Genomic DNA, 21,589 nt, shown 5'->3' with positions numbered 1-21,589 from the left:
CTTGCCAATCAGTTGTGGCTTTATCCAAAACTACCGTGGCCCTAAATTAATCGTCTGGATCGATTTCCCGGATAGAAATATCTAACTCAACAAGCGTTATCCCCTTCTGCTCAAACGTCGCAGATATTGCCTCGGTCTTTTCAATCGGTAGATCGCCATAACGAAAAGTGAACGGCTTATTTTTCGTCAGAGAAAAATTGTAAACCCTGGCCCAATCCTCATGCATAACAAAATATACATCATGCAAATTTGGTTCGCGCTCATACCCAGCAATCACAAAATCATAAAAGGTGCTTTCACTGCGAGGGCTGAATTTGCCACGAACCCTAAGCATATTTTTATAAGTACAAACTCGCTGCTTCGATTTGCGAAGATCACAACGAAATTTGGAATTTAATAAATCGCCATTGCTTCTCGCCTCAGCAATATCCAAAGCGGCCTTGGCCTTGATCGTCACCTCAAACACGTCAGAACCACTACCGCCAAACAGCGACCCAATTTTGTCAAACACACCAGCTTCAGTTGTGCCAGAAATAATCACGAGAACAAAGCCAACAAACAACATGCGGGCTGGCAATTTCAGCTTATTTATTTGATTTAACATTATCTATTCCCCTACTGAGCCAGAGCCCTCGCGGTACGCCCCCGCAAAGGATATGCTCAATTGATCTCTGGTGATCGGGGAGTTAGTAAACCAACACTAGATGGTCCCAATGGCCTTTAGTTCGGAGAACCTGGACATACGCCAAAGGCTCCCCGACCATGGAGGTCAACAAGGTATCATTACGGTCGATACTGACCGCTAGTGTGGAGGTTACTAAGCCCCAGAGCTGTGCGTTTCAGCTCCAAAGTCACATTAGATCAAGAATAACAGAGATTAAAGTAATTTTACTTCGCCCATATCAATTTAGTTTGTGACAAAGTTTGTCAAAACTCCTACCCGTCAAGCTTTGTAACTATTCCCCCTATTCTGAGACATACTCCAGCAACATTGATGGCGCTAAATTGAAGTTGAAGCAGCAGATGGCCTGTTAGCATCAAAGGAATAATGGAGGAAGTCATGTGGAATTCAGATTGGTCCCATCATGCCATGTACGGTGATGGAAGCTGGTTCAGCTTTTGGGGGATGCACGGGTTTGTCTCCTTGTTTTTCCTTCTGTTGGTAATTGCTCTGATTATTGGTCTTTATCGGATGATTAGAGGCGAGAGGTCCCAAGACCCAGCACTTTCCGCTTTGGGAGAAAAATACGCTAATGGCGAAATTTCACGCGAAGACTATCTTCAAAAGAAAAAGGATTTGGCAGGATGAGACTTCAAGACGTCCATACAAAAGGTATTCGTTTTATTCATGCCAATAAAGAATGCCTTGAATATTTAACCCGCCAATTGTTTGACCCTGAAGTCATTTGTCATGAAGGTCATCAGGTATGTCCGCGTTTAAGCGATGTTATTCGTTATATGGAACGAAACTTTGAACGTGAAGAGGTGCTTATACGTCTGTCTGGATATAGTGCATACCAAGAACATAAAAACGATCATAGCGATTTGTTGAGACGGTTGAAAAACATCCAAAAAAGAAACAAATGCAGCGAATATGACAATGTGGCTGTCGCAAATGAAATTAGCGCCTGGTTGAAACGACATACGGCTGAGTTTGATCACGACTTCATTGAATTCTGGTCAGGTCTGTATGCGTCTAATTGACGAAAAAAGAGGAGGTCATCATGTTACATGCTCATCATCATAAAAACGAGGTTTCGCCGTCTATTTCATCTGTACGGTTAGGTCTTAAAGGGATGGGCTGCGCCTCCTGTGTTGCAACTATTGAAAAGGCCTTGCTCGCCCAACAAGGGATTCACACAGCCAGTGTTAATTTTGCGGCTTCGACAGTGGAAATTGGGTTTGATTCTGATATCGTCTCAGTCTCGGCCATTCGACAAGTGATCAAAGAAGCCGGATATTCTGCCGTAGAGCCCCGTGATGACAGCGAGGAATCCTTGCAAAAGGAAGAGGCTGAAAAGCTGGCTGAATACCAGACCTTGATGAAAAAATTCTGGTTGGCAGGCGCTATCTCCATTCCGAACGTGCTCTTGATGTATCCTCAACTCATCCCTGGGCTAAATGAATTCATGCCCCCGGAAAGTCTGGAACGACAAATCGTCTGGATGATCCAAGGGGTGTTGACGACTTTTGTTCTTTTCTGGTCAGGTTCGCAGTTCTTTACCGGAATGTGGGCTGCACTTAAGCATCGCTCCGCCAATATGCATACGCTGATTTCGGTGGGCGTAAGTGCTGCTTATCTTTATTCAATTGTTGCAACACTATTCCCTCATATTTTTCCAAAAGAAGCTGCAGCAGAACCTTTCTGGGATGTCACCTCGGTTGTCATTGCCTTGGTGGTTTTAGGGCTTGCCATGGAAAGCAAAGCCAAAGGGAAAACATCTGAAGCGATCAAAAAATTGATTGGCATTCAAGCTAAAACAGCACGAGTTATTCGCGGTGGAACACAAAAGGAAATCCCTGTTGAGGAAGTCCTTGTTGATGACATTGTACTTGTGCGCCCCGGAGAGAAAATCCCTGTTGACGGGATTGTGACAGAAGGGGCCAGCAGTGTCGATGAATCCATGATTACAGGTGAACCCATTCCGGCTGAGAAATCTGTTGGGGATGAAGTTATCGGTGCGACGATCAATAAAAATGGCACATTCTATTTCCGGGCAACAAAGGTGGGTAAGGATACTGCACTTGCCAATATCATTCGTTTGGTCCAGCAAGCCCAAGGATCGAAAGCGCCGATCCAGCGGATTGTCGATCAGGTTGCCGCCTTCTTTGTCCCGACGGTTATGATCCTGTCTTTGTTAGCCTTTATGGGGTGGTATAATTTCGGCCCAGAGCCGCGCTTTATCTTTGCGATCATATCACTGGTAACAACGCTGATTATTGCGTGTCCTTGTGCTTTGGGGCTAGCAACGCCGACATCCTTAACTGTTGGTATTGGTAAAGGGGCTGAAAATGGTATTTTGATCCGATCAGGTGACGCCTTACAAACAGCAGAAAAAATCAATGCCATTATATTGGATAAAACAGGAACGATCACAGAAGGTAAGCCTGCTCTGACCGATATCACTGTTATGCCCGATTTTGAAGACAATGAGGTCTTGAAATTGGCGGCATCATTAGAGGCCCTGTCAGAACATCCGTTGGCCGAAGCGGTTGTCGAAGGCGCAAAACAGGCAGACCTGTCACTGGTGCCTGCTCATGATGTTAAGGCCGTAACTGGACATGGTATTTCAGGGACTGTTGAGGGGCGAAACGTTCTGATAGGCACATCCAAGTTTTTGTCCGAACAAGGTGTGGCAGTGGACGGCCTGATTGATATCGCTGAAATTTATACTCCAAAAGGTAAAACGCCAATTTTGATTGCCATTGATGGAAAGGCCGCAGCCGTCTTTGCCGTAGCTGATAAAGTCAAAGCTGATTCTAAAGAAGCCATTGCGCAGCTTCATCGTATGGGATTGGAAGTCTTCATGATTACAGGGGATAACAAAGTGACCGCAGAGGCGATTGCCAAGGAGGTCGGTGTTGATCATGTTTTGGCTGAAGTTTTGCCAGAACAAAAAGCCCATGAAGTTCAAAAACTGCAATCACGGGGTAAGGTCGTTGCCATGGTTGGCGATGGTATTAATGATGCACCTGCTTTGGCTGCTGCCGATATCGGTTTGGCAATTGGCAGCGGAACAGATGTTGCTATTGAAGCAGCCGATATAACGTTGATTAAGGGAAGCCTGAAAGGTGTTGTAACGGCGATGGATATCAGTCGGGCAACCATGCGCAACGTTAAACAAAACCTGCTTGGGGCATTTGGCTATAATGTTCTGGGTATTCCGGTTGCCATGGGCGTACTTTATCCGTTCTTCGGTATTTTGCTCTCCCCGATTATTGCGGGTGGGGCAATGGCTTTCAGTTCTGTCACCGTCGTTAGCAATGCCAATCGTCTGCGTTTCTATAAACCGAAAGGAGCAAAATCATGACCTGGGACCAAATCTTAGTCACAATATCCAGCTTCTTTCTGATTGCGCTCATCATCAAGTTTTTCTGGATGAAGCCGAAAAACTCACAGCCCAACATTGCCGTCACGGACGGAATACAGAAGCAATTGATCATTGTTAAAGGCGGATATACACCTGACACCATTTCGGTCAAAAAAGACATCCCTGTCCGATTGACTTTTAGACGCGAAGAAAATGCCTCCTGTTCTGAAATGGTCGTTTTGCCTGATTTTGAAAAAAGTGAAAAGCTCCCTGAAGGCAAAGAAATCAACATTGATTTTACACCAAGCGAGACTGGAGAGTTTGAGTTCACCTGTCAAATGAGCATGTATCGAGGCAAGCTATTGGTAAGCGCTTAAGTAGGAGAGTAGAGATGTCTTTTCCTGATATTGATCCTGTCCTTATTCAAATCGGACCCTTTGCCATTCGCTGGTATGCGCTTGCCTATATTGCTGGTTTGATGTTGGGCTGGGCCTACATCAAATGCATGTGTGGTCGTTTCAAGCATGCCATTACATCAGAAAACGTGGATGATTTCCTGTTCTGGGCCATTGTCGGTGTCATCATCGGTGGTCGGGGCGGTTATGTTATGTTCTATAATCTGGATTATTACGCCAGCAATCCGATGGCAATCTTAGAAGTGTGGAAGGGTGGCATGTCCTTTCATGGTGGCTTTTTGGGTGTAGTCGTCGCAACCTACCTATACGCCCGCAAGAAAAGATTGAAGTTATGCTTCTTGCTGATTTGGTGGCAACGGCAGCTCCTATTGGTTTGTTGTTCGGGCGGGTCGCAAACTTTATCAACGGTGAACTTTATGGTCGGGTTACGGATGTTGCCTGGGGTGTGGTTTTTCCGAACGGGGGAGAAGCCCCCAGACATCCGAGCCAACTCTATGAGGCCGCCCTGGAAGGCCTATTGCTTTTTGCCATTCTAAATATTCTGGTGCGATTTTCTGCTGTGCGGGAACGTCGAGGGGTATCGACCGGGGTATTCTTGATCGGTTACGGCTTGGCACGCTCATTTGTTGAACTGTTTCGCCAACCGGACGTTCAAATCGGCTTTTTAACGGGTGGTTCCACCATGGGACAGTGGCTTTCCGCTCCTATGATTGTGATCGGAGTTGGCTTGATCGTCTACGCTATCTTTAAAAAGCCGTCAGTAGAAAGTCAGAAGGAGATTGTCACATGAGCACAACAGTTTCACAGCCTAACCGTCGCGATATTTTGTTGCTGGGTACGACTGCGATTGGTCTTTCTGGTACGGCCCTTGCCCTTTGGCCGTTCATTGGCTCCATGATGCCTGCTAAAGATGTTGCTGCTTTGGCAACGACTGAGGTTGATATTTCTCCTATTGAAGAGGGTCAGCGTATTACAGTCATTTGGCGGGGAAAACCTGTTTTCATTGAGTACAGAAGTGAAAACACCGTGCAGAAAATCCGTTCTGAAAAAATAGAGGATTTACGTGACCCTCAAACAGATCAAGACCGTGTGCAAAAAGCACAATGGCTTGTCGCTATTGGTGTTTGTACTCACTTAGGGTGCATCCCGATGGGGCAAAAAGAGGGAGACCCAAGAGGTGACTGGGGAGGATGGTTTTGTCCTTGCCATGGTTCCCATTATGATCAATCCGGGCGGATCAGGAAAGGGCCTGCGCCGCGCAACCTTGCTATTCCTCCCTACACTTTTAAAGCAAATGATATTCTTCAGATTGGATAAGAAAAGATATGAATAAAAATGCTCTCGCAGTTTCTTTTGCAGTCCTATTTAGCGTCGGTGTGGCAACGTTTAGTTATTTCCAGTTCGCAGGTACAGCCGGTGGAGCTGATCCTAAAAATACCCATCAAGTCGCGCTTGGGAAACAGGTGTATGATCAAAATTGTGCCTCCTGCCATGGGGTAAACTTTGAAGGGGAAGACCCGGATTGGAAGCGCACAAAAGAAGATGGAACCCAATACGCCCCTCCTCATAATGGCGATGGTCATACATGGCACCATGGCGATCAGCTCTTATTCAAATACGTTAAGGAAGGCGGTCAGGCGATTGCCGGAAAAGATTTTAAAAGCGCCATGCAGCCTTTCTCAAAAAGCTTATCAGATGAAAAAATCTGGGCAGCCCTTGCCTATATCAAAACGTCCTGGAAAGAGAAACAGTTGGAGTTCCAGACCAAGGTGAGCGAACAAGAAAAGTCTCAATAGAACACAAAAAAGGGAAATGACAAACTTTGTCACAACTTTAATGTTTTCAGACACATGCTCGTTACATTACCGTATTATAATATTAAGAATATAAGGAGCTTAGGGCTCTTCATTTCAAAATAGGGGAAGTTAAAATGAAACGCACTTTTTTGATTTCGTCCGTAGCAGCACTTGCTATTGTCGCCGTAGCTTCTTACAGCGCTTTTGCACATGGTCCACAAAATGGGCAACGGATGGGCGGCGGTATGATGGGCATGATGATGGGAGGCGGCTATGGCCATATGAGCCAATATATGCAGGTCAAACCGCTTACGACTGACGAGCTGAAAACAAAGCTCAAACTCACAGATGAGCAAATTCCTGCATGGACAGCTTATATCAATACGTTAAAAACCACAGAAGAAAACTTTGAAACCCAACATGAAAGTATGGATCCACAAACCATGCATGAAATGAGCTTCGAAGATCGTCAGAATTATATGAAAAGCATGTGGGATGCCCACAGCGAAGATGCAAAGGCCCTTGAAACGGCTGAAGCTGCCCTCTTGAAAGTCTTGACAGCAGAACAAGCTGAAATTTTCAAATCTACCCCAACATTTGCAGATATGCCCTGTGGTGGGAATTATGGCGGTGGCTATATGATGAACTCTGCACCTCATATGTCTGAATAATCCTTCAGGCGATAAATAAGGTTAACAGTGAAGAAGCCTACAGGATTGTGGGCTTCTTTTTTTGTGCGGCTTTAGAAGGGAGAAACTGGCTTGCAGGATTTGGTCAAAGTTTGTCACAATTTGGCACAAACTACCCTAGTCATTGAAAAACATTAGTCACATTTTTTCTTCACATTCATCTCAACTAAAATTTTGCACTGCAAAACAATGATGAATGAAAGGATAAAGAATGTCGGTCGGCTATAGATTTCAAAAGGGTGCGTACAAATGAGAAAATTACGTACCTTAAGCGTGAGCTTTCTTACGTTGTCCCTTTTTAGTACCGTCGTTTTCGCTCAGGAGCTCAGTCTCTCAGAAGCGGAAAACCTTACTCTAGCAGCGGACCCCTTATCAAAGCAATTTCAGAGCAATTCAAAAGCTCAAGAAGAGCTTGCTATTGCAGAAGGACAACTTCCCGACCCTATGATCAGTCTTGGGGCCTTAAATCTGCCCACTGATACCTTTAATACCGACCAGGAAGCCATGACCCAGTTTCAGGTCGGCATCACACAACAAATCCCAAATTTCAGTGCACTTGATGCCAAATCTGAAATCGCATCAGCCCTTTCTCGTGTAGATCAAGCAAATGAGACAACAAGGAAACTCCTTTCCCTTAAGGCTGTACGCCTATCTTACCTAGAAGCCCTATATTGGAAAAAAGCTTTACTGATTCTAGAAGATTACAGAGATTTGGTTGAAGATGACATCAAGTCTGTGCAGGCAAGTTACAGTTCGGGCCGTATCAGTGCGCAAAGAGTTCTCGCAGCTGAACTTGCTTCTAGTCTTCTTGATGATCGATCCTTAGATGCTCTTAAAAACCTTGATGTTACCAAAGCAAACATCAGCAAATGGATTGGTGAAAATGCAAATGCCAGAACATTGCCTGATGATCTACCTGCATTGGCTCTCCCGTTAGATGAAATCACTTTCTTGGATGCACTCACAAAGCACCCCTCTCTGAAAATGTTCAATGAACAAGAAGAAGCATCCAAAAAACGTGTCAAACTTGCAGAAGCTGACTATGCACCAAAATTCGGCGTTGGTGCATCATATGGCTATCGAGAAGATACGCCCATGGGGCAGGAGCGAGCTGATCTCGTCAGTTTTAAACTCACAATGAGCATTCCTCTCTTCACCGACAAACGCCAAGACCGAAAACTCAGCGCGAGCAAACACCAAGCTGCTGCCGCACGCCTTCGTGCAGATGAGCAATTACGCGAACTAACTCAAGAATATCGTTCAGAAATCGCGAACTATAATCGTACGAAAGAACGTCTTGAAAATTTTGAAAGCCAAATCCTTAAACGCGCCCAAGACAATGTATCAGCTGCGATTACCGCCTATCAATATGAAGCATCTGATTTTGATGAACTGGTTCGCGCCCGTGTCGCTGAACTGGAAGCACGCCTTAAACATCTGCGTCTTCAAATAGACAGCTCAAAATCACTTGCTCGCCTTCAATATCTTCAAGGAGAAACGCTGTGAGTTCAAAGACAGTTGTGATCGCCCTATCCGCAGGACTGTTGGGCGCAATCGGTATGTATGGCCTCCAGCAATCCGGTATTTTGAATAGCTCGGCAGATGGCGTGGGAAGTAGCGCCAGCGCGGAAAAGAAAATCCTCTATTGGGTTGCCCCGATGGATGCGAATTTCCGTAGCGATAAGCCCGGTAAATCCCCGATGGGTATGGACTTAATCCCTGTCTATGAGGGTGCTGAAAATAACGACGATGATAGCAACGCGATTAAGATCAAAGCTTCCGTCGTTAATAATATTGGCGTCAGAACGGCGTCTGTCAAACGTTTGGATTTATCCCAAAATATTGAGACAGTCGGCTATCTGAATTATGACGAAAGCAAGATCAAACAGGTTCATGTCCGCTCAGATGGTTGGATTGAACATTTGGGCGTAAAATCTGTCGGTGAACGGGTGAAGCGGGGCCAATTGCTGTTCGAATACTATTCACCCGATCTTGCGAACGCCCAAGCAGAATACCTCCAGGCCCTACAAACCAGACGCACCGGATTGATTGCGGCTTCGGCCGAACGCCTACGTGCCCTTGATTTCAATCGCGATCAAATTGACCAGCTTCGAAAAACAAGAAAAATACAGCGCCTTGTTCAAATTCGCGCTCCACAAGATGGTGTTGTCTCAAGCATGAATGTGCGTGATGGCATGTATATCACTCAACAACAAAGCACATTTACGTTAGCTGACCTATCGTCTGTCTGGTTACTGGCTGATGTGTTTGAAGATCAGGCTCAAGCGGTAAAAGTTGGGCAAGATGCTTCCATGAGCTTGTCATATGCCCCCGGCAAACACTGGGAAGGACGGGTGGAATATATCTATCCCACGCTTGATGCTAAGGCACGCACTCTCAAGGTGCGTCTTAAGTTTGATAATCCTGATGAAGAACTGAAACCCAACATGTATGCCAAAGTTAGCATTTCAGGTGTTGGTAAAGACGATGTTCTTACTGTGCCAAGAGAAGCTGTCATTCGCTCTGGTAAACGAGATCGTTTGATTTTGGCCTTGGGGGAAGGACGTTTTAAATCCGTTGAAGTCATTAGCGGCATTGAGGCCAATCAACGTATTGAAATTGTCAAAGGTATTTCAGAAAATGACAAGGTGGTGACATCCGGTCAGTTCCTGATCGATTCAGAAGCCAGCCTTTCAGCCAGTATTCAACGCCTATCAGATACTGAAGAAGCTGATAACAAAGCTGACGAAACTACCGCCCCAACAGCTATGGCAAAGGTTAACGCCCTTATGCCCGATCACGCTATGGTCAATTTGACACATGATCCAATTGCATCAATCGGATGGCCTGCAATGACAATGGATTTCAAACTTTTGCAAGGCGCATCACTGGATGGCCTTAAAGAGAATGATAGCGTCCATATTACCCTTGCCCAAGATGATGAAGGCATGTGGGGTATTTCCAAAATTATGCCTATGTCAGGCCCTAAAATCGAAGCTTATGGAGAGGGGGTTATCAATTCAGTGTCGGTTGAAAATAACACCCTTAATATGAAACATGCCCCCATTCCTGAAATTGGATGGCCTGAAATGGAAATGGATTTCACAAAATTAGGTGATTTTGACCTTTCAGAGTTAAACGCGGGTGACAAAATTCGCTTTGGCCTTTCCAAAGATTCTGAAGGTATGTTTGGCTTAGGAAGCGTTAAAGTATTGGAAAAGGGTAACGCCCAATGATTTCCAATATTATTCAATGGTCCGTGAATAACAGATTGATCGTTATCTTACTGACTCTTCTATTCGTTGGTTGGGGTTCCTACACGGTGATGAAAACACCGCTGGATGCGATCCCCGATCTTTCCGACGTTCAGGTGATCATCAAGACCAGCTACCCCGGTCAGGCCCCCCAAGTGGTTGAAGATCAGGTCACTTATCCGTTAACAACAGCCATGTTATCTGTGCCGGGTGCAACCAACGTAAGGGGCTATTCCTTCTTTGGGGATTCATACGTATATGTCATTTTTGAGGATGGAACCGACCTTTATTGGGCACGTTCTCGCGTGCTGGAATATCTCAGTCAAGTTGCGCCAAACCTTCCACCCGAAGCGCGTGCAGCTTTAGGGCCGGATGCAACGGGTGTGGGTTGGGTTTATCAATATGCATTGGTTGATAAATCAGGCAAACATGACTTATCACAACTACGCTCTATTCAAGACTGGTTCTTGAAATATGAACTGCAAACCGTTCCCGGCGTTTCAGAGGTCGCTACGATTGGCGGGATGGTAAAACAATATCAGGTTATTGTTGATCCTGATCGCCTACGTGCGTTTAGCCTTCCTTTATCAAAAGTTCGCATGGCTATCATAAACGGCAACCAAGAAGTTGGCGGTTCAGTGATTGAGATGGCAGAAGCCGAATATATGGTTCGCGCAACGGGTTATGTTCAGTCAGAGGATGATTTACGTGCCATTCCTTTAGGCGCAACATCAACAGGTACGCCGATCACCATGGGGGATGTCGCGGAGATTCGTGTAGGCCCTCAACTTCGCCGTGGTATTGGCGAACTCAATGGTGAAGGTGAAGCTGTGGGCGGCGTAATCATCATGCGTTGGGGCGAAAATGCCCTAACCACAATTGATGCCGCAAAAGCCAAGATTGAAGAACTTAAAAAAGGTCTTCCTGAAGGGGTGGAAATTGTTGAAACCTATGACCGTTCCGGCTTGATTGAACGCGCTGTAGAAACACTACAAGAAAAACTGATTGAGGAATTTATTGTCGTTGCCCTTGTCTGCGCAATCTTCCTTTTCCATGTGCGTTCTGCGCTTGTGATTGTCGCGAGCTTGCCTGTTGGTATCATCGCCGCCTTCATTATCATGGGACAACAGGGCATCAACGCCAACATCATGTCTTTGGGGGGGATTGCCATTGCTATTGGGGCGATGGTCGATGCCGCCATTGTGATGATTGAAAATGTCCATAAACATATGGAGAAAACGGAACTCAATGACGAAAACCGATGGCGGGTGATTTCACAAGCTGCTGGTGAGGTCGGCGCACCGCTGTTCTTTTCCCTGCTAATCATTACGTTGAGCTTCGTGCCTGTCTTCACACTTGAAGCACAAGAAGGTCGTCTATTTTCCCCACTCGCATTTACAAAAACGTATGCGATGGCCGCAGCGGCAATTTTGTCGATTACACTTGTTCCTGTTTTGATGGGCTATTTCATCCGTGGTCATGTGGTTCATGAACATAAGAACCCGGTCAACCGCGCTTTGATCGCCATGTATCGCCCCTTTATCAATACGGCATTACGTTTCCCAAAAACGCTAATCGTTGTCTGTCTTGTCGTGGCAATGAGCGCGATCTGGCCGCTTAAAAATTTGGGCAGCGAGTTTATGCCAGAACTGGACGAAGGCGATTTGCTTTATATGCCCAGTGCCTTCCCAGCCATTTCAGTTGGCAAGGTGAGTGAGGTTGTCCAACAGACAAACAAACTGATCAAAACCATCCCCGAGGTGGAAACGGTTTACGGTAAGGCCGGTCGTGCAGAAAGTGCCACCGACCCGGCTCCACTGACCATGATTGAAACAACGATTAAACTGAAACCAAAAGATCAGTGGCGTGAAGGTCTGACTATGGACGATCTGAAGCGAGAACTTGATCAAATCGTTGATGTGCCAAGCCTGACCAATACTTGGATCATGCCGATTAAAAACCGCATTGATATGCTGGCAACAGGGATTAAAACACCTGTCGGGATTAAAGTCGCAGGCCCTGACCTTGAAGTCATTGCCAAAGTAGGTGAAGAGATTGAAAAGGTTATCAAGAATGTGGAAGGGACAGCCTCTGTTTATGCGGAACGCGTAACAGGTGGGCGATATGTCACCGTCGATATTGATCGTGCAGCGGCATCGCGTTACGGCCTGAACATTCAAGATGTTCAAGATGTTGTCAAAACTGCTATCGGCGGAATGACAGTGACACGCACGGTGGAAGGCCGTGAACGCTACCCTGTCAACTTACGTTACCCACGTGATGTGCGTGATTCTGTTGATCAGGTTAAAACCCTGCCAATTGTAACACCAAGTGGCGCACAAATCCCCTTGGCAGAAGTTGCGAACGTCAAAGTGGTCGGTGGGCCGGGTATGATCCGCTCAGAAAATGCCCGTCTCAATGGTTGGATCTATGTCGATATTGCAGATCGAGACCTCGGGTCTTATGTTGTGGATGCAAAACAGGCAGTCGCCGATCAGATCAAGCTGCCTGCTGGGTATTCTATTGCTTGGTCAGGTCAGTATGAATTTATGGAACGCGCCAAACAGAAGCTTTCCATCGTGGTCCCTGTGACGATTGCCATTATCGTTGTCTTATTATTCCTCAATTTCAAAAACCTGGTTGAGGTGGGCATCATCATGGGCACACTACCCTTTGCTCTGGTGGGAGGTGTCTGGCTTCTTTATCTTTTGGGATACAACTTTTCAGTAGCTGTCGGTGTGGGCTTTATTGCCTTGGCAGGTGTAGCGGTCGAGATCGGAGTATTGATGCTCGTCTACCTGAACCAAGCTCTTGACCGCCAAATGGATCGTGTCGCAGATCGTCAGATCACACGGGAAGACCTTGATAAATCGGTCATTGAAGGTGCGTTATTACGTGTCCGGCCCATTATGATGACATTCTCTGTCGTTATTGCAGGGCTTCTCCCGATTATGTTTGGTACCGGCACAGGATCAGAAGTCATGCGACGCATCGCGGCCCCCATGGTGGGCGGCATGATCAGTGCCACAGCCCTCGCTCTGCTCATCATCCCGGCTGTGTTTGTGTTGTGGAAACGCGCGCAGATGAAACGGGCAGAAAAACAGCTCAAAAAACTTGAAGCCCAAGAAGCGGCTTCTTGATTGATCACCTCTTAATTCAACTCCATAAAAGGAAAACTTAAATGAAAAAACTTCTCTCTATCGCTTTGGCTGCCTTAAGCATTGGCTTTCTAAGCACTGCTGCGTTGGCAGATGATGGGCACACTATGAAAGAAATGAAAGGCCATGAAATGACAATGGAAGGTATTCATGCCTCCGGCACAGTCAATGGCGTTAAAGATGGCAAGATCAATATCGCTCACGGAAAAATTAAAGAATTGGGCTGGCCTCCCATGAAAATGGATTTTACAGTTGCTGAAGGTGTTGATGTTAGCAACGTCAAAGCTGGTCAAAAAGTAGACTTTACTTTAGGTAAAGGCAAAAGCGGCATGTATGAAATTATGGGGATTAAAATGGCTCATTAAGCCGTTTCATTCTTTGTACATGATCAAAAGAGGTGCTTAGCGAGCACCTCTTTTGTTTATTATTTGTCAGATAGATAGATCGAAATATTTTGTTTCAATTTAAGATGTCTTTGTTGCAAAAAGACACAATCAGGACAAACAACTGACAAGCCTGTCCGCCATATTCCTCTTCAGCGAAACATACTAACCTAACAAGAGGAAAACTTATGAAACGCTCTTCACTTTTTGCACTCGCTCTTCTCGCAACGACAGCCATCTCTTTTGGTGCCCAAGCCGGTTCTGTCACCGAGTATTCCAATACATGGAAACCCGGTTTCTCGCATGATGACGGTCCCTACCAATATACACGGACAAAAACCGTGCAAGAAGATACCGGCTATTACCCTGACAGCAAGATGATGACCGTAACGAAAACATCAAGCACTCCACAACCTGGTTATACACCTGATGATAACGGAACGTATTTCAAGGTTGTTCAGGTTCCCAACCCTAAATATGGAACCAACATGGTTCAAAAAGCGCCGCATGAACAAAGTGAATGGGCTGCAGATCATTCATATGACGATGACAAAAAAGTCTACTATAAAATCAATTGATGTAAAATTGACAAGATTTTGAATAAAAACGAGCTGAGATTACTCAGCTCGTTTTTTATGTATTGAAGGAAACTATCACACAAAAAATTGTTGCAAATTGTGACAACCCTACTCTTCGACAAACTCTCGTAATGAAATTGATGTTTAATGCAATTGATCAACTGAGAGAAAAAAGGATCCTCTCGTGATTTCCCTTTACCTTCATTCCCCCTGTTAAAAACGGAGATTAACATGAAACACCTCAAATCATTCTTTGGTTCCCACATGGGCATGATGTTGATTTGTTGTCTTGCAATGGTTGGTGCTTATTTTCTGTTTGCCAGTGGTATTGCACAAGGAAGTACTTTGGCCGCATTAGCTCCGTTAATCGCCTGTATCGGTGTTCATTTCCTTATGATGAAAATGACCGGCAAGAGCTGTCATGGATCACATGAGCACGACAAAAAAGAAAACAAACAACAAAACGCCACCCCTCACGGCATCCCTAAAACCACCTCTTAATTTTACAAAAGGAGTTTGTCATGGGCAGCCACCATAGCATTCACCTTCACCACCACGTATCAAAACAGGCAGACATCAAACATAAGAAATATGTCGTAACCTACCTACCTGTTTTGATCATTCTGGCTCTGATCGTCGTTCTCTTTGGCAGTTACAATTTCTTAAACACCAAAGAGACCACCTCAACCATCGGAACCAACGTTCCTGATTTTTCGCTTCCTCCTGTTAAAGGGGAGCTGTCCGGCTTGAATTCAGGTGATTTTACAGGCCAAATTTCACTCATTAGCGTTTTTGCATCTTGGTGTGACGAATGTCAGGAAAACCATTCTGTGCTTGTAGAACTAACACAACAACAACAAATTCCAGTTTATGGTCTGAATTATAAAGATCCTCCCAAAGATGTCCGCCTTTGGCTGGATAGACATGGTAACCCTTTTAAAAAAATTGGCGCAGATCTAAATGGCGATGTCGCTGCAAGCTGGGGTGTTTATGGTCTCCCCGAAGTTTTTGTGATCAACGCAAACGGACAGGTCATATATCGGCATATGGGAAGTATTAATTCTGAGCAATTTAACCGAGATATTCTGCCTTTAATCACCCAAAATGAAAGACAAACTGAACATGTCTTCCCCCAGAATACAAATGAAGAAAAGGCTGTTGATCCAGCATCGAAAGATTTGTAGGGACGCGTTCAGGAAATTGTCAAAGCGCGATAACTTGCCGAAGAGTCATTGTCGATAAAAGAACTCAAGCAACGATTTGGTATTTTCAGTACACGGGTCCATCAGTGCCTTTATCAAAATAGACAACAATGCCATGAACCAACACGACACCCGTAAAAAGAGAATTTTGTGACAAAATTTGTCAAACCCGGCAATTGTCAAACTTTGTCATGCTCTTCTGTGTTCCGGACATACTTACGACATGACTTCTCGTGAAAATAACTTCCACGAAAGGGCGCTGAGATAGGTGATTTGAAAATGCAATTCCACAAAGTAAAGCATTTCACCAATTGCACGTACCATCGTCATTAAAACATTTGAGGAACTGCGAGAGGCCATGAGCGAAACACTTGGATATGCCAAACTAATTGGCTGTGATATCGAACAGGTTCCCCAATGTATCAAAACCATGGTCGATTATGTTGAACCAAAGGAACGTGGGGAAAAAAACTCGTGAATAACAGGGCATTTGCCAAAATAGCATCAATCATGGCAGTAGGCATTTTCATTGCTTCATCTGTCTATGCAGAAAATCCGAAACAAGATGTTTACCTTCATCAACTGAAAGATGTCAGTGGGATCGTTTTCAATCCAAAGGATCAAGAAAAATTCACCGTATCCACACCGCATGGCATCTTTACGGTACGTGACAACGGCCTAGTCAAAAAATTAAACAAAACACCCGGCTATTTTATGGAACTGATTTCTCATCCAAACAATCCAAATGTCATGTTTGCTAGTGGCTATGTCAGCAAGACAGAAAAGATGGGCGTTGTTCGCACAGAAGATGGCGGACGCAATTGGCAGGAACTCGGTGAAGGCGCAAAAGGGAAAGCATCCTTTTATGCCATGACCATCAGTCCGATCAATCCACGTATTCTTTATGGTGTAGATGAAGCAATTCAGGCAAGTCGTGATGGCGGTAAAACTTGGCAAGTGATCAGCCCGATCCAAGGTGAACGCATATTTGAAATTGCTGTTTCCCCCCTAAATCCCCAGACCGTTTATGCAGGAACATTCAATGGTCTGTTGAAAAGTGAAGACGGAGCCAAGACCTGGAAAAATATTGGCCCAATAGACAAACCTGTCGTCTCCCTTGAAGTGACCAAGCAAGGGGAAATCCATGCATTTATCTATGACTATGGATATATCAGTTCTTCAGAAAAAAGCCTTAAGTGGAAACGTGGGGCAAAATTTTTCCAGAACCGCGCATTGTTAAACGTCACTATTGACCCTCGTAATCCCAAACATATCTACGGTGTGTCAGATACAGGTGCCATGATGATCAGTAAAGATAGCGGTAACAGCTGGGCCAGCTTTGAAGGTCATCAATATAGTTCTGCGAAACGTATAAAGGCAGGTAAACAACTCTACGAAGATAACTGCCTTGCCTGTCATGGAAAAAATGGCATTGGTGAAAACCCGGATGATCCCGCAGCCATTGATGACAACGGTTTACCACTGGCTCCTTCTTTGAACAATACGATGCATGCTTGGCATCATTCAGATAAACAGTTGATATTGACGATTTTGAATGGATCGCCACGCAATGAAAGAATGATAGCTTGGAAAGAACAGGATCTTACAAGAGAAGATGCTGAAAATCTGGTTGCCTATATGAAAAGCCTTTGGAACTTCAATAGTCTGTCATGTCAGGGACCGCGACATATGAGCTGCATGCATTAAAGGAAGCGGATGATTATTGTTACTGAAACGCATACAGACTAAGCCCTATACGGTAAGAAAAAGAGAAACAAATGAATTTTTCCCAACAAATCCCTAAAATATTGATTTTCGGCCTGCTCTTGAGTGGTATCGGTGTTGTCGTCAATAACATGATGTCCGGTTCAAGTAATGCTGCCATCGTAGATGTCAAGATGCCCGCCAAACTGTCTGCAAAAGCGGTAAACGGTAAAAGAACATTTTCGAAGAATTGTGAATCTTGCCATGGTGAAAACGGTTCAGGTTCTGAGCAAGGACCACCGTTAATTCACGATATTTACAATCCTGGCCATCACGGTGATGAGTCCTTTTATCGTGCTGCTGTTTCAGGCGTCACAAGCCACCACTGGAATTACGGCAACATGCCGGCTCAACCTCAAGTATCTCAATATGATATGGAAAATATCATTAACTTTATTCGTGAAGTCCAAAGCCAGAATGGTATTCGCTATAAAGCCCATGGAATGTAATCCCTCAAATAGAAAGACCTAAAATGAAAAAAAAATCTTTTAAAACTAAAGTTTTAACTCTCAGTGCTGTCATAACTGTTTCAGCCACAACAGTTGTATTCGCCCACGGTGGGGCAATGGGCGTTATTAAAGAGCGTATGGATCTAATGAGCGCCATTGGCAAGAACATGAAATCCGTTGCAGCAATGGTAAAAGGCGAAGTCAAGTTTGACCCGGCTGCAATTGAATCATCTGCCAAATCCATAGCAGAGCATTCCACCAAAGTTAACGACCTGTTCCCAAAAGGCTCATTGGATAAGCCGACTGAAGCCCTGCCTGCTATCTGGGAGGATTGGGATCGTTTTACACAGTTGAGCAAAAGTTTAGAAACAGAAACCAATAAACTCGCTGAAGTCGCTGCCTCTGGTGATAAGCGCGCAGTAATGATGCAATTTGCAAAAACAGGAAAAATTTGTTCCACCTGCCATACAGATTTCCGCCTTAAAAAAGACTAAGCAACAAAACCAGGAGCCCCCATGTCCAAACATTCTTATGCATCAGGCTTTTTAGCCTTAGCCCTTATGAGCTCTTCAAGTGCGATCGCCAACAACAACGACGAAGACGCTATAAAACGAGGGAAATATGTGATGGATATCGGGGGCTGCGTTTCCTGCCATACGGATAAGAAAAACAAAGGGCAACATTTGGCGGGAGGTGTCGCCTTACCCACACCATTCGGGACATTCTACACTCCCAATATTACATCTGATGAAAAATATGGCATTGGCGCATGGACAACTGAGCAATTCATTGAGGCCATGACGCAAGGGGTCGCCCCAGACGGATCACATTACTTTCCTGCTTTTCCTTATACCTCATATGCAAAAATGAAAAGACAGGACCTGATTGATTTAAAAGCTTACCTCAACACCGTTGAGGCAGTAGCTGAGCCGACACCCGATCACGATGTTCCTTTCCCCTTCAATATTCGTGAGGGCATGATCGTCTGGAAAGAGTTGTTCTTTGACGATAGCCCCTTTAGCCCAGATCCTTCAAAAAGCACCATGTGGAACCGGGGTGCCTATCTGGTAAACGGCCCCAGTCATTGCGTTGAATGCCATACATCTCGCAATTTCCTCGGTGGATTGGATAGGGATAATTTACTGGCAGGTGAACCAAAAAGCCCAGAAGGTGAAAAAATACCTAGTCTACTCATTTCAGATGGAAGTGAGTTCTCAAATTGGAGTCATGCTGATACCATTTTTAGCCTTCAAATGGGAATGACACCAAAAGGTGACTTCCTCGGCGGTTCCATGGGAAAAGTTGTGACCAACACCACAGGCAAGATGACCGAAGAAGACCTCCAAGCGATCGCGACCTATCTTGGCAAACCGGTTAAAAAGAAATCTGCGGGCAAGCGAGACTGAAACAAAAAAAATCCGGAAGGTCGATTATTGAGGAAGGATCACCTTAGCCTCAAGCCCGCCTTCCTCTCGATTACTCAGAATAAGTTCTCCGCCATGGGCCTCCACAATGGATTGCGCGATGCTCAACCCAAGACCTACCCCTCCAGTATCTCGGTTACGTGATGCCTCGCAACGATAAAACGGCTGGAGAACTTTCTTCAATTGATCCTCGGGAATACCCGGTCCTTTATCACAAACAATGATTTGCAGAGCGTCAGTATCCATCGTGACGGAGATTTGAGCAGCCTCTCCATATTTAACAGCATTTTCAATCAGGTTTGAAACAACGCGTTTCATGCCGACCGGTGCGCATTCAAACAGAATTTTCTCACAATCGTCAAACAACACTTCCTTGCCTGCATCTTCCAGATCATCGCAAATGCTGCTAACAAGGGCCGATATATCCACTTTGCGGCGTTCTTCCGTTTCGGCTTCCTGTTTTGCAAACTCAAGGGTCAGGGAAATCATATGTTCCATTTCATCCAGAGTTTCCAACATCTTTTGACGATCTGTTTCATCCTCCACTAATTCTGAGCGAAGGCGCATTAATGTAATTGGCGTGCGCAAATCATGAGAGATCGCAGCCAACATTTGGGTGCGGTTTTCTATCATTCGCTGAAGACGATCCTGCATTTCGTTGAAGGCTCTGGCTGCTTCCTGCACTTCCAGGGGCCCGGATACGATCATCGGGTCAGCTTTAACATCCTTCCCCAACCTTCTCGCCGCTTGTGCAAAGGTGCGTAATGGAACTGTTAACCGTCGAACAACCCAAATCGACAAAACAATAACAGCAACAGCCATAGAAATAAGCGACATGATGGAGGTTGGTGACCAGAACGGATTGCTTTCTGGAATATCGGTTGCGAAATTTAACCACTTACCATCAGGTAAGGTAAAAGATACCCGTAAGGATTGATGGGCAGAAATACCGTGCATTTCGCTCATCATTTGCATATGCATCCATTGATTGGGGTGAAATTGCCCGAGAAAACCACCATCATGTGGCGTTTCAAATAATTGTACAGCCAAGGGCGTATTGGTCGGTAAACCAATTTTAAAACGAAGGAATTGTTTTAACAGCGTTAGCTGCTCACCATCGTTTTGCACATTAACCAATGTGCTTTCAGGACTTATAGACACCCGAAACGTTGGTTCATTTAATGCCGCAACAATGCGGCCTCGCCATTCAGGCGGTGTTTCAATAATGACGTGGGAAACACTGGCAATACGTTGTGCCATGTTGCGTCCACCAAGCATGGAAAGTGATTCCGTACGATCCCCCGAATAAATCACCATACTCAAAAAGTGTGAAACACTGAGGCCAATCAGCAGCACCCAAATGGTTTGTGTCGTCAGCGTTTTAGGCAGGAATCTTCTCATTCTTTTGTGACTTCAGGCGTGAAAACATAGCCCCCACCCCAAACCGTTTTAATGAGTTCCGGAGCTTTGGGGTCTTTTTCGATTTTACGGCGTAATCGGCTGACTTGTGTATCAATGCTCCGATCAAAGGCGACAGATGCTCTGCCCCTTGCAATATCCAGAAGCTGATCTCTGTTAAGGACTCGTTGTGGACGTTCCACCAAGGCCATCAGCAAAGTAAACTCCCCTGTACTTAAGGGAACCACAACTTCATCTATCGAAATAAGCTCTCTCTTTGACGTATCAAGCTTCCAGTCATCAAACAAATAATTGATGGGCGCATCAGTAGATACAGCGGGAATACCGACGTCGTGATAACGTCTCAAAACAGCTTTGATACGAGCAAGCAATTCGCGGGTGCCAAAAGGTTTGGGAACATAATCATCTGCCCCCATTTCTAAACCAATAACCCGATCAATTTCTTCGCCTTTGGCGGTCAACATAATAATCGGAATATTGGAATCCGCCCTAATATCACGACAAAGGGTCAAACCGTCATCACCCGGCAACATCAGGTCCAACAAGATCAAGTCAATGCGGGCATCTGATATAATCTTCTTCATTTCCCGACCGTCACCAGCTGTTGAAACACGATAACCATCTTTGGTCAGAAAACGTGAGACCAAATCTCGAATTTCTTTATTGTCATCTACGACAAGTATATGCTGTGAAGTACTCATGGGTACCGATTATATCTGTCTTATCAAAATGATGCGAAGATAAAAGTGTGACAGAGTTTTACAGAACATTTTGAAAATAAAATCGTACCATAAACGTCACGAGCATTCATAAGCTGATTTATAGATGTTTACCTATTGATGACCCAAGGAGATTTCGGCGGGTAACAGGGCAGATAGTTTTGGTGTCATTTTATCGCTCTTATCAGGTTGGACCCGTCCCCTAAAACTGGAGAGCACCTTCTCCATTTAGGCGGCGTTCAATTCAAACTGCATTGGACTTATGTTTCCCAGATATGAATGTCGGCGTTTGGGATTGTAAAATCGA

General features: G+C 45.1%; 22 protein-coding genes and 1 pseudogene. 19 read left to right on the top strand and 4 right to left on the bottom strand.

What is annotated here, in order from left to right; translation table 11 throughout:
- Positions 1–46: 46 nt before the first annotated feature.
- Positions 47–604: a hypothetical protein gene (locus tag IEW74_RS11975; RefSeq protein WP_188665372.1), complete on the bottom strand. Its 558-nt coding sequence runs from the start codon at positions 602–604 to the stop codon at positions 47–49.
- 456 nt (positions 605–1,060) lie between these two features.
- On the opposite strand from IEW74_RS11975, the gene IEW74_RS11970 reads away from it, so the two are divergent.
- From IEW74_RS11970 to IEW74_RS11900, 15 genes and pseudogenes are all read left to right on the top strand, one after another.
- Positions 1,061–1,309, top strand: a complete 249-nt coding sequence (locus tag IEW74_RS11970) for an SHOCT domain-containing protein (protein WP_188665370.1) — start codon at positions 1,061–1,063, stop codon at positions 1,307–1,309.
- Positions 1,306–1,704: a hemerythrin family protein gene (locus IEW74_RS11965; protein WP_188665369.1), complete on the top strand. Its 399-nt coding sequence runs from the start codon at positions 1,306–1,308 to the stop codon at positions 1,702–1,704. Before IEW74_RS11970 ends, IEW74_RS11965 begins: the two co-directional genes overlap by 4 nt.
- A gap of 20 nt (positions 1,705–1,724) precedes the next feature.
- Positions 1,725–4,031, top strand: a complete 2,307-nt coding sequence (locus IEW74_RS11960; protein ID WP_188665366.1) for a heavy metal translocating P-type ATPase — start codon at positions 1,725–1,727, stop codon at positions 4,029–4,031.
- Positions 4,028–4,408 (top strand): cupredoxin domain-containing protein, encoded by a 381-nt coding sequence (locus IEW74_RS11955; protein WP_188665363.1) that lies wholly within the window; start codon positions 4,028–4,030, stop codon positions 4,406–4,408. The genes IEW74_RS11960 and IEW74_RS11955 overlap by 4 nt, the downstream gene beginning before the upstream one ends.
- A 14-nt stretch (positions 4,409–4,422) precedes the next feature.
- Positions 4,423–5,237, top strand: a pseudogene (gene lgt / locus IEW74_RS17635) (prolipoprotein diacylglyceryl transferase).
- Positions 5,234–5,764, top strand: coding sequence for a ubiquinol-cytochrome c reductase iron-sulfur subunit (petA, locus tag IEW74_RS11945; protein WP_188665362.1), 531 nt, complete (start codon positions 5,234–5,236; stop codon positions 5,762–5,764). Before lgt ends, petA begins: the two are co-directional and overlap by 4 nt.
- A gap of 8 nt (positions 5,765–5,772) precedes the next feature.
- Positions 5,773–6,243 carry a c-type cytochrome gene (locus IEW74_RS11940; RefSeq protein WP_188665359.1) on the top strand — a complete coding sequence of 157 codons (471 nt, stop codon included), beginning with the start codon at positions 5,773–5,775 and terminating at the stop codon, positions 6,241–6,243.
- A 134-nt stretch (positions 6,244–6,377) separates the two neighbouring features.
- On the top strand, positions 6,378–6,914 hold the full coding sequence (locus IEW74_RS11935; protein ID WP_188665356.1) for a Spy/CpxP family protein refolding chaperone: 537 nt from the start codon (positions 6,378–6,380) through the stop codon (positions 6,912–6,914).
- Positions 6,915–7,181: 267 nt separating this feature from the next.
- Positions 7,182–8,438, top strand: a complete 1,257-nt coding sequence (locus IEW74_RS11930; RefSeq protein ID WP_188665353.1) for a TolC family protein — start codon at positions 7,182–7,184, stop codon at positions 8,436–8,438.
- Entirely contained in the window at positions 8,435–10,168 is a 1,734-nt protein-coding gene (locus IEW74_RS11925; protein ID WP_188665350.1) for an efflux RND transporter periplasmic adaptor subunit, read from the top strand. Before IEW74_RS11930 ends, IEW74_RS11925 begins: the two co-directional genes overlap by 4 nt.
- The gene (locus tag IEW74_RS11920) at positions 10,165–13,326 is read left to right on the top strand and encodes an efflux RND transporter permease subunit (protein WP_188665347.1); all 3,162 of its coding nucleotides are present in this window, start codon (positions 10,165–10,167) and stop codon (positions 13,324–13,326) included. The genes IEW74_RS11925 and IEW74_RS11920 overlap by 4 nt, the downstream gene beginning before the upstream one ends.
- A gap of 41 nt (positions 13,327–13,367) precedes the next feature.
- Positions 13,368–13,709 (top strand): copper-binding protein, encoded by a 342-nt coding sequence (locus IEW74_RS11915; RefSeq protein ID WP_188665344.1) that lies wholly within the window; start codon positions 13,368–13,370, stop codon positions 13,707–13,709.
- Positions 13,710–13,915: 206 nt separating this feature from the next.
- Entirely contained in the window at positions 13,916–14,305 is a 390-nt protein-coding gene (locus tag IEW74_RS11910; protein ID WP_188665341.1) for a hypothetical protein, read from the top strand.
- Positions 14,306–14,536: 231 nt separating this feature from the next.
- On the top strand, positions 14,537–14,806 hold the full coding sequence (locus IEW74_RS11905; RefSeq protein WP_188665338.1) for a hypothetical protein: 270 nt from the start codon (positions 14,537–14,539) through the stop codon (positions 14,804–14,806).
- Between the two features lie 20 nt (positions 14,807–14,826).
- Complete coding sequence (locus IEW74_RS11900; RefSeq protein WP_188665335.1) at positions 14,827–15,489, top strand: DsbE family thiol:disulfide interchange protein; 663 nt, start codon at positions 14,827–14,829, stop codon at positions 15,487–15,489.
- A 234-nt stretch (positions 15,490–15,723) separates the two neighbouring features.
- Here IEW74_RS11900 and IEW74_RS11895 read toward each other — a convergent pair whose 3' ends face one another.
- Entirely contained in the window at positions 15,724–15,867 is a 144-nt protein-coding gene (locus tag IEW74_RS11895; protein ID WP_188665332.1) for a hypothetical protein, read from the bottom strand.
- A 114-nt stretch (positions 15,868–15,981) separates the two neighbouring features.
- Between IEW74_RS11895 and IEW74_RS11890 the strand changes: the two genes are divergently transcribed.
- The 4 genes from IEW74_RS11890 (at position 15,982) to IEW74_RS11875 (ending at position 19,126) form a co-directional block, all read left to right on the top strand.
- Positions 15,982–17,214, top strand: coding sequence for a c-type cytochrome (locus tag IEW74_RS11890; protein ID WP_188665329.1), 1,233 nt, complete (start codon positions 15,982–15,984; stop codon positions 17,212–17,214).
- Between the two features lie 71 nt (positions 17,215–17,285).
- Positions 17,286–17,720, top strand: a complete 435-nt coding sequence (locus IEW74_RS11885) for a cytochrome c (RefSeq protein ID WP_188665326.1) — start codon at positions 17,286–17,288, stop codon at positions 17,718–17,720.
- Positions 17,721–17,743: 23 nt separating this feature from the next.
- Positions 17,744–18,214 carry a c-type cytochrome gene (locus IEW74_RS11880; protein WP_188665324.1) on the top strand — a complete coding sequence of 157 codons (471 nt, stop codon included), beginning with the start codon at positions 17,744–17,746 and terminating at the stop codon, positions 18,212–18,214.
- Between the two features lie 21 nt (positions 18,215–18,235).
- A complete protein-coding gene (locus tag IEW74_RS11875) occupies positions 18,236–19,126 on the top strand; it encodes a c-type cytochrome (RefSeq protein WP_188665321.1) in 891 nt (296 codons plus the stop codon).
- A 24-nt stretch (positions 19,127–19,150) separates the two neighbouring features.
- On the opposite strand, the gene IEW74_RS11870 is transcribed toward IEW74_RS11875, so the two are convergent.
- Together IEW74_RS11870 and IEW74_RS11865 are read right to left on the bottom strand one after the other, a co-directional pair.
- Positions 19,151–20,545, bottom strand: coding sequence for an ATP-binding protein (locus tag IEW74_RS11870; RefSeq protein ID WP_188665316.1), 1,395 nt, complete (start codon positions 20,543–20,545; stop codon positions 19,151–19,153).
- Entirely contained in the window at positions 20,542–21,264 is a 723-nt protein-coding gene (locus IEW74_RS11865; protein ID WP_188665313.1) for a response regulator, read from the bottom strand. The genes IEW74_RS11870 and IEW74_RS11865 overlap by 4 nt, the downstream gene beginning before the upstream one ends.
- Positions 21,265–21,589 lie beyond the last annotated feature (325 nt).

It is taken from the genome of Terasakiella brassicae (assembly GCF_014641495.1).
Taxonomy (GTDB): Bacteria; Pseudomonadota; Alphaproteobacteria; order Rhodospirillales; family Terasakiellaceae; genus Terasakiella; species Terasakiella brassicae.
Note: the sequence above shows the minus strand (reverse complement) of the source record. Positions and strands in the feature narration are given on the sequence as shown.